Origin of the sequence: Actinomadura hibisca NBRC 15177, from assembly GCF_001552635.1 — a bacterium.
Taxonomy (GTDB): domain Bacteria; phylum Actinomycetota; class Actinomycetes; order Streptosporangiales; family Streptosporangiaceae; genus Spirillospora; species Spirillospora hibisca.
On sequence record NZ_BCRO01000039.1, the window covers coordinates 199275 to 205950 of the forward strand.

Here is a 6676-nt window from a genome sequence, read left to right on the forward strand (position 1 = left end):
GGGTTGGGGCACGGCATGGACAAGTCCCTGCGGCGGACCTGGGTCGTCACGCTGGTGATGGTCCTGGCCCTGATGGCCAACGTCACCTACGTGCAGGGCTTCCGGGCGCAGGCCCTGCGCGACGACCCGCTGAACGCCCGCCAGTACGCCGACCGCATGACGCTCGCGCGCGGGCCGATCGTGGCCGGGGGCGAGCGCCTGGCCTGGTCCGAACCCGCCGCGGGCAAGCGCTACCAGCGCCGCTACCGGCAGAGCGAGATCTTCGCCCCGGTCACCGGCTACTTCTCGCTGTTCTCCCAGTCGGGCCTGGAGAGCGCCGAGAACCACATCCTGGACGGCACCGACGCCCGCCTGGCCGCCACCAACCTCGTCGACAAGATCCTCGGCAGGAAGGTGGCGGGCGGGACCGTCGAGGCCACGATCGTCCCCGACGCGCAGCGCACCGCCTACAACGCGCTGGCCGGCAGCGGCAGCCGCCGGGCCGCCGCCGTCGCGCTGGACGCCAAGACCGGCGAGATCCTCGTCATGGCCTCCACCCCGTCCTACGACGTCAACTCGGTGGCCACCCTCGACTCCAAGCGGGCCGACGCCGCCTTCCGGCGGCTGAACGCCGAGCGCCTGAAGCCCATGCTCAACAAGGCGCTCAGCGAGGTCTTCCCGCCCGGCTCCACCTTCAAGACCGTGGTCGCCGCCAGCGCGCTGGCCGCCGGGGACACCGAGCGGACCCAGGTCCGGGCGGGCCGCAGCTATCGGCCGCCGGGCGCCGGGCAGGCCATCAACAACGACGCCGGGGACATCGGCGGCCAGTGCGACCTGCCCGCCATTCCGCTGATCGACTCCTACGCCCAGTCCTGCAACACCACCTTCGCCTACATGGGCGCCCAGACCCCCGGCAACGCCGCCGTCGCGGCCCAGGCGGAGAAGTACGGCTTCGCCCGGCGCGTCGAGATCGCCCGGGGCGTGTCCAGCGCGCCCAGCTCGTTCCCGCGCACCGACCAGCCCTCGCTGAGCGCCCTCGGCTCCATCGGCCAGGGCAGCACCGTGGCGACCCCGCTCCAGATGGCCATGGTCGCCGCCGCCTCCGTCAACGGCGGCGAGGTCATGAACCCCTATCTCGTGGGCAAGGTGCGCGGTGCCGACGGCTCGGTGGTGGAGGAGACCCGGCCGCGCCGCCTCGGCCGCGCGCTCACCGGCGAGCAGGCCGGGCAGCTCAAGGAGATGATGGAGGCCGTCGTCCGCAGCGGCACCGGCAAGTCGTTGCAGGGCACCTCGGTGCTGGGCGGCAAGACCGGCACCGCCGACGTCGAGGGCGCCGCCTACAACGACCGCTGGTTCATCGGGTTCGGGCCCCGCTCCGACCCCCGGTACGCGGTCGCGGTGATGACCGAGGCGTCCGGTTACGGGATCGAGTCGGGGCCGATCGCCGCCGACATCATCGACGCGCTGGGACGCTGATCACCGCACCCCGGCAGGCCGCCCGCCGCGCGCCGGGGCGGTGCCGAATGCGGTACGGGCGGTTTGGTACGGTCGCGCCGCAGGTCAGAAACCGGGATCGAAGGGGTCTCCTCGTGCGCCGTGTCGTCTGTCCGGGATCGTTCGACCCCGTCACCAACGGGCACCTCGACATCATCAGCCGGGCCTCGCGCCTCTATGACGAGGTCGTCGTCGCCGTATTGATCAACAAGAACAAGAAGAGCCTGTTCACGGTGGACGAGCGAGCCGACATGATCGCCGAGGTCACCAAGGAGTACGGCAACATCAAGGTGGACAAGTTCTACGGCCTCACCGTGGACTACTGCAAGGAGCAGGACATCCCGGTGATCGTCCGGGGGCTGCGGGCCGTCAGCGACTACGAGTACGAGCTGCAGATGGCCCAGATGAACCACCGCATCGCCGGGGTGGAGACGTTGTTCATGGCCACCAACCCGCTGTACGCGTTCCTGTCCTCCAGCCTGATGAAGGAGGTCGTCAAGTTCGGCGGCGACATCTCCGGCCTGGTGCCCGACAGCGTGCACCAGCGGCTGGTGGAACGCCTCAAGAACGAGCCCTGACCAGCCGGGACGACCGCCTCGCGCCGGGGGCGAGTTGGGTCCGCGCGCCGCTTTCGGTACCCTGGGGTGTCGGCCAGGACGATGGCCGCTGTTCACCATGCCTCACGAAAGCAGGAATCCACTGTCTCGCCTCGATCCCAACGCCCCGCTGGTGCTCGACACGAGAGCCCTGAGCAGGCAGCCGGGGTCTTCGCGGGAGAAGACCCTGACCGTGCCGGCCCCGGAGAACTTCGGCGTCGAGATGGTGGGCGTGCCCGAAGGCGCCGAGATCGAGCTGGACCTCCGGCTCGAAGCGGTGCTCGAAGGCGTGCTCATCACCGGCACGGCGCGCGTCCCCCTCGACGGGGAGTGCGCGCGCTGCCTGGACCCGATCGCCTCGACCTTCGAGGCGGACTTCCAGGAGCTCTTCGTTTATCCTGACACCCGCTCCGGCGGAAACGCGGACGACGACGAGCTCCGACTCGAGGACGATCTGATCGACCTCGAACCGGTGCTCCGCGACGCGGTGCTGCTCGCACTGCCGCTGTCGCCGCTGTGCCGGGACGACTGTCCCGGCCTGTGCCCGGAGTGCGGTGTGCGGCTGGCTGACGCCGGCCCCGAACACCACCATGATGTCGCCGACCCCCGGTGGGCGGCGCTGCAAGGGCTTGTCGACCAACGAGAAGGAAAGCAGGAGGGCTGACGTGGCCGTCCCGAAGCGTAAGAAGTCGCGCAGCAACACGCGGCACCGGCGTTCGCAGTGGAAGACCGCGGCGCCCACCCTGGTCGAGTGCCCGACCTGCCGCGACCAGAAGCTGCCGCACACCGCGTGCGCGACCTGCGGCACCTACGACCGCCGGCAGGTCACCGCGCCGTCGGCCTGATCTGCGCCGAGCGTTCCGGGGGGCGGCCCCGCGTCATGGCACGCGGCCGCCCCTCCGGACGCCCGGAGGCACCCTGACCCACCCGGCGCGAGGCGTCGGCCGAAGTCAGGCGGAGCGACCGGCCCGGACCGGCGCCCGGAGCCGTGGTGCACGCCGGGATCGACACCGGCGCGCACCTCGTCTTCGCGGACCTTTCCCCGGCCCGCCGCCCCGCCGCTCCCGCCGCCGCGCGCCCCAACGGCCTTGTGAGGAGGGGCTGTGAGCGGCAAGAAGGCCGACCCGACGGCCGACCGCGCGGAACTGATCACCGCGCTGGGCGTCGAGGTCTCCGCCGACCTGCTGGAACGCGCGCTGACGCACCGTTCCTACGCCTACGAGAACGGCGGACTGCCGACCAACGAGCGCCTGGAGTTCCTGGGCGACTCGGTGCTCGGCCTGGTGGTCACCGACACCCTGTTCCGGGGCCACCCCGACCTGCCCGAGGGGCAGCTCGCCAAGCTGCGCGCCGCGGTCGTGAACATGCGGGCGCTGGCGGGCGTGGCCCGCACGCTGGGCGTGGGCGCCCACATCCGGCTGGGCCGGGGCGAGGAGGGCACCGGGGGCCGCGACAAGGACTCGATCCTGGCCGACACCCTGGAGGCCCTGATCGGCGCCGTCTACCTCGACCGCGGCCTGGACGAGGCCGGGGCGCTGGTGCACCGCCTGTTCGACGGCCTCATCGACCGCTCGGCGGGCCTGGGCGCCGGCCTGGACTGGAAGACCTCCCTCCAGGAGCTGACGGCCGTGGAGGAGCTCGGCGTCCCCGAGTACCACGTCACCGAGAGCGGCCCCGACCACCAGAAGACCTTCCGCGCCGCGGTGCGGGTCGGCGGCATCGCCTACGGCTCGGGCGAGGGGCGCAGCAAGAAGGAGGCCGAGCAGCACGCGGCCGAGGCGGCCTGGACCGCGATCCGGGAGAGCGTCGTCAAGCGCGAGGCCGCAGGAGCGGAAGCCGCGGGCACGGCATGACCGCCTCGGAGAACGCGCCGCTCCTGCCCTACCGGCTGCTCACCGGGCCCGACGACGCGGCGTTCTGCCGCCGGGTGAGCGCGCTCCTGGAGCAGGGGTACCGGCTGCACGGCTCGCCCGCCCTGACCTTCGACGGCGAACGGGTGATCGCGGCCCAGGCCCTGGTGCTGCCCGAGGCATCGGCCGATGCCTGAGCTTCCCGAAGTGGAAGTGGTGCGGGACGGCCTGGAACGCTGGGTGACCGGACGCACCATCACGACCGCCGAGGTGCTCCACCCGCGCGCCGTCCGCCGCCACCTGGCGGGCCCCGACGACTTCGCGGCCCGCCTGGCGGGCCAGACGATCGCGGGCCCGCGCCGCAGGGGCAAGTACCTGTGGCTGCCGCTGGCGGGCGACAGGGAAGCCCTCCTGGCCCACCTGGGCATGAGCGGCCAGCTGCTGGTCAACGCCCCGGACAGGCCCGAGGAGAAGCACCTGCGGGTCCGCGTGGCGTTCACCCAGGACGACCTGGACCTGCGCTTCGTGGACCAGCGAACCTTCGGCCACCTGATGGTCGCCGACCTGGTGCCGGACCCGTTCGACCCCGGCGGCAGCGTCCCCGAGCCGATCGCGCACATCGCGGCGGACCCGCTGGAGGACGCCTTCGACGAGGAGCGCTTCTTCCAGGCGCTGCGCCGCCGCCGGACGGGCGTCAAGCGGGCCCTGCTGGACCAGTCGCTGATCAGTGGCGTGGGCAACATCTACGCCGACGAGGCCCTGTGGCGCGCCCAACTGCACTGGGCCCGCCCGACCGAGACGATGACCCGCGCCGAGGCGTCCCGCGTCCTGACGGCGGCGCGAGAGGTCATGGCGTCCGCGCTCAGGGCGGGCGGCACCTCCTTCGACAGCCTGTACGTCAACGTGAACGGGGAGAGCGGCTACTTCGAACGCTCGCTGGACGCCTACGGCCGCCGGGACGAACCGTGCCGCCGCTGCGGGTCGCCGATCCGCCGCGAGGTGTTCATGAACCGCTCGTCGTTCAGCTGCCCGACCTGCCAGCCCCGCCCGCGCCGGGCACGCGCCTAGGAAAGAACGCCCATGGACGAGCAGGAGACCGTGCGGTTGACGGCCTGGGCGAGGGGCCGGGTGCAGGGCGTGGGCTTCCGCTGGTGGGTGCGTGCCCGTGCCTTGGAACTCGGCCTGGTAGGGAGCGCGAGCAACCTGCGCGACGGCCGGGTCGAGGTGATCGCGGAAGGCCCCCGCCCGTCCTGCGAGAAACTGCTGGAACTCCTGCGCGGCTCCGGGACTCCGGGGCACGTCACGGGCGTGGCCGAACGCTGGAGCGAGCCTCGCGGCGGCCTTTACGGTTTCGTGGAACAGTGACGGGGTAGGGAAATCCGGTTTGTACCTGCTAAACTAGGGACGACAGGTTGTTACCGGCCCGTGATGTCCATCTTGACCAGGACCACGCCCGGTGCGACTCTAGACGATACGCGCACCGACATCTCGTCGCTCTTTGTGCGCGGTTCCTGCTGGTTACTCAGCGTGGAGGACCCTTAGTCATGGCGAAGGCTCTACTCGGCCACGTCGGCGGTCCCGACCCCCGGATGGTGTCGGAGATGCGACGTCTTCAGCAGCGAGTACGCGATCTGGAAGCCGAGCTCGCCCGGCTCCAGACCGAGAACGACGCGCTCGCGACGGCCGCCGACGGCGATGTGATGTCGCTCGGCGTCAAGGACCGCGAACCGGCGCTGACCTGACCCGGCGCCTTTTTCGAGAATGATCTGAGAGGGACGCCCGCGACGGCGTCCCTTCCCTTTGTCCGACGTACGCGTTGATCAGCGCAAATGCCGGATCGAAAGGCACGGTCGCCCTGGAATGCGGCGTACCTTGAGTACGCCGCACGGCGACGGCTACCCGGAGACCGACGGACGACCGGTCGCGAACACGCTCGGTGATTGCGACAAATGGTTCACACCGTTGGTGTTCATGGCGGAGCCCTATCGGCGCTCCCGTCGGCCGCAACCGGCCAGGGGTATACCGGGGCCTGGATCGCGGCTTTTGGCGTACCGCTTTTCCGTGTGCGGCGGTTGTGGTGGCTGAGTGCGGTGACCGCGACGGTTAGGCGGTTACCCGTGGCGGATGCGTCGCCTACCTGCGGCGGCCGCGTCGGCGGGCCTCATCCGTCCAGGACAGATCCTCACCGCTGTTCCCGGTGCTGCCGCGATTCCAGGCGCGCATGTCACGACGGGTTTCACGCAGCTCGGCGGAGAGTTCGGAGCCACCCCGAAGCCGGTGCCGCCGCCGTCTGGCACGCTAGTCGAAGACGGCACCGTAGGCGAGAAGCAGGCCGACGAAGATCAGAACTCCTAGCCACCACCACATGGGGACATGGTGGGGGTGGTCGTGGTTGTTGTCACCCTTCCTTTGGGTGGTCTTTGTGGGGGTGGGGTGCCTCGGGGTGGGGAGGGGCTAGCGGTTGCGCTGGTTGCTTGGTTAGTTGTGCTCGTGCCAAGCGTGCGCTCCGCGCTAAGGGCACGCTCCGCGCAAAGCGTGCGCTCCGCGCTAGAGGCACGCTCCGCGTTTTGCGCTCCGCGCGACTACCTCAGCCCGCGCTTCGCGCGTGCCCAACAACGCCAGCCCCGCGCCCGACACATGACCAGCAACCTCAACCCCGCGCCCCGCGCGTGACCAAGAACCTCAACCCGCGCCCTGCACCCAACCAATGACCCCAGCCCCGCGCGCGAACCATCACAACTACCTCAGCCGCCGGGG

At 70.9% G+C, this 6676-nt stretch carries 9 protein-coding genes; all 9 read left to right on the forward strand.

Annotated elements, in window-relative coordinates; all coding sequences use genetic code 11:
* Positions 1-15 precede the first annotated feature (15 nt).
* The 9 genes from AH6_RS19260 (at position 16) to AH6_RS19300 (ending at position 5661) form a co-directional block, all read left to right on the forward strand.
* Positions 16-1455: a penicillin-binding transpeptidase domain-containing protein gene (locus AH6_RS19260; protein WP_067481719.1), complete on the forward strand. Its 1440-nt coding sequence runs from the start codon at positions 16-18 to the stop codon at positions 1453-1455.
* A gap of 113 nt (positions 1456-1568) precedes the next feature.
* Positions 1569-2051 (forward strand): pantetheine-phosphate adenylyltransferase, encoded by a 483-nt coding sequence (coaD, locus tag AH6_RS19265; protein WP_067481720.1) that lies wholly within the window; start codon positions 1569-1571, stop codon positions 2049-2051.
* Positions 2052-2148: 97 nt separating this feature from the next.
* Complete coding sequence (locus tag AH6_RS19270) at positions 2149-2733, forward strand: YceD family protein (protein ID WP_067481721.1); 585 nt, start codon at positions 2149-2151, stop codon at positions 2731-2733.
* A 1-nt stretch (position 2734) separates the two neighbouring features.
* Positions 2735-2914, forward strand: a complete 180-nt coding sequence (rpmF, locus tag AH6_RS19275) for a 50S ribosomal protein L32 (RefSeq protein WP_067481722.1) — start codon at positions 2735-2737, stop codon at positions 2912-2914.
* Between the two features lie 258 nt (positions 2915-3172).
* Positions 3173-3922 (forward strand): ribonuclease III, encoded by a 750-nt coding sequence (gene rnc, locus AH6_RS19280; RefSeq protein ID WP_067481723.1) that lies wholly within the window; start codon positions 3173-3175, stop codon positions 3920-3922.
* Positions 3919-4116, forward strand: coding sequence for a DUF1737 domain-containing protein (locus AH6_RS19285; protein WP_067481726.1), 198 nt, complete (start codon positions 3919-3921; stop codon positions 4114-4116). The genes rnc and AH6_RS19285 overlap by 4 nt, the downstream gene beginning before the upstream one ends.
* Positions 4109-4987 carry a bifunctional DNA-formamidopyrimidine glycosylase/DNA-(apurinic or apyrimidinic site) lyase gene (gene mutM / locus AH6_RS19290; RefSeq protein WP_067481728.1) on the forward strand — a complete coding sequence of 293 codons (879 nt, stop codon included), beginning with the start codon at positions 4109-4111 and terminating at the stop codon, positions 4985-4987. The genes AH6_RS19285 and mutM overlap by 8 nt, the downstream gene beginning before the upstream one ends.
* 12 nt (positions 4988-4999) lie before the next feature.
* Entirely contained in the window at positions 5000-5284 is a 285-nt protein-coding gene (locus tag AH6_RS19295; protein ID WP_067481730.1) for an acylphosphatase, read from the forward strand.
* Positions 5285-5463: 179 nt separating this feature from the next.
* Positions 5464-5661: a hypothetical protein gene (locus tag AH6_RS19300; protein WP_067481732.1), complete on the forward strand. Its 198-nt coding sequence runs from the start codon at positions 5464-5466 to the stop codon at positions 5659-5661.
* The last annotated feature ends 1015 nt before the right edge of the window (positions 5662-6676 follow it).

Bases quoted from the DNA above. Each gene is read 5' to 3' on its own strand.
- AH6_RS19260 (WP_067481719.1), top strand. From the start codon at position 16: ATGGACAAGTCCCTGCGGCGGACCTGGGTCGTCACGCTGGTGATGGTC.
- AH6_RS19270 (WP_067481721.1), top strand. From the start codon at position 2,149: ATGCCTCACGAAAGCAGGAATCCACTGTCTCGCCTCGATCCCAACGCC.
- AH6_RS19285 (WP_067481726.1), top strand. From the start codon at position 3,919: ATGACCGCCTCGGAGAACGCGCCGCTCCTGCCCTACCGGCTGCTCACC.
- mutM (WP_067481728.1), top strand. From the start codon at position 4,109: ATGCCTGAGCTTCCCGAAGTGGAAGTGGTGCGGGACGGCCTGGAACGC.
- AH6_RS19295 (WP_067481730.1), top strand. From the start codon at position 5,000: ATGGACGAGCAGGAGACCGTGCGGTTGACGGCCTGGGCGAGGGGCCGG.
- AH6_RS19300 (WP_067481732.1), top strand. From the start codon at position 5,464: ATGGCGAAGGCTCTACTCGGCCACGTCGGCGGTCCCGACCCCCGGATG.